Below are 998 nucleotides of genomic sequence, written 5' to 3' on the forward strand. Positions count from 1 at the left end.
ATGACTTTCGTCTATCTGCATCTCGCAATCCTCGTGGCCTGGATCCTTGCAAACCTAGGCGCGATGCCAGCCATCCCAGCTTGGGACCCAACTTTCGTGATCCTGGCCATGGTCGCTTCCGTCGAGGCAATCTTCCTGTCTACCTTCGTGCTGATCAATCAGAACAGAATGGCCGAACACAGCGAGCGCCGAGCGGAACTGGATTTGCAGATCAGCCTCCTTAACGAACATGAAACCACGCGGCTGATCGAGATGGTGGCTGCCTTGGCGGTGCGTCTGAATGTCTCCACCCCGGCCGACAAAGAGCTGCGGCAACTGGCAGAGAATGTCGATCCCCGAAAGGTGATGACCCAAATCCAGCAGGCTTCTGAAGATCAGCAGGAAGCTTGATCAAAGCGACCGCGCCGGCAAGCCGCCGCAGCGTACCAACCCAACACGAGCTTACAGCGAGAAACCATTCGCGCGGCTGCTGTAGGCCTGCAATCGTCCTCATCGTCTGGCACTTGGCTGTCGAAGCACCAAGCCCGTCTTGGCGTTGTCCAAGGCGACCTCAGGACGTCAATCGATCGCGGCAGCGTATCAGCGGCGATAGCGAGGTACACTGGGGAGCCGAAGGTGTTCCCAACAGCATAATATGATCACCAAGCCCTTCTTTCTGCCGCAGATCATAACGGCCGTACCTCAACTCTTAAATGCTCAGCAAGGTCCAGAAACTCACATCCAGGATTCGGATCTTGGCCCGAGCTGCTGACTGGATCGCACGCCGGCAAGTCTTACATGCCGTATCCTGCGCCGTGCTTCTGGCTCTTGGCCAATTATTTTCGCCTCACCAAAACTCCCGGAACATTCTGTCCATCCTGCGTTGGGCCGCGCCGGACAATCCCTCTTGCACAATCGCCTGTTGCCCGGCATCGGAAGCTGGATCCCCACAGCTTCAGCCCGCCTCGGCTCCCCACCCGAGGCGGGCGGCGCGGAGTTGATGCAAGCATAGAGACGCC

At 58.1% G+C, this 998-nt stretch carries 1 protein-coding gene; it reads left to right on the forward strand.

Annotated elements, in window-relative coordinates:
* The coding region (locus EN914_RS36505; RefSeq protein WP_127389741.1) for a DUF1003 domain-containing protein at positions 1 to 390 on the forward strand (390 nt) is incomplete at its 5' end.
* Positions 391 to 998 lie beyond the last annotated feature (608 nt).

This window comes from Mesorhizobium sp. M7A.F.Ca.CA.001.08.2.1 (assembly GCF_003998455.1).
Classification (GTDB): domain Bacteria; phylum Pseudomonadota; class Alphaproteobacteria; order Rhizobiales; family Rhizobiaceae; genus Mesorhizobium; species Mesorhizobium ciceri.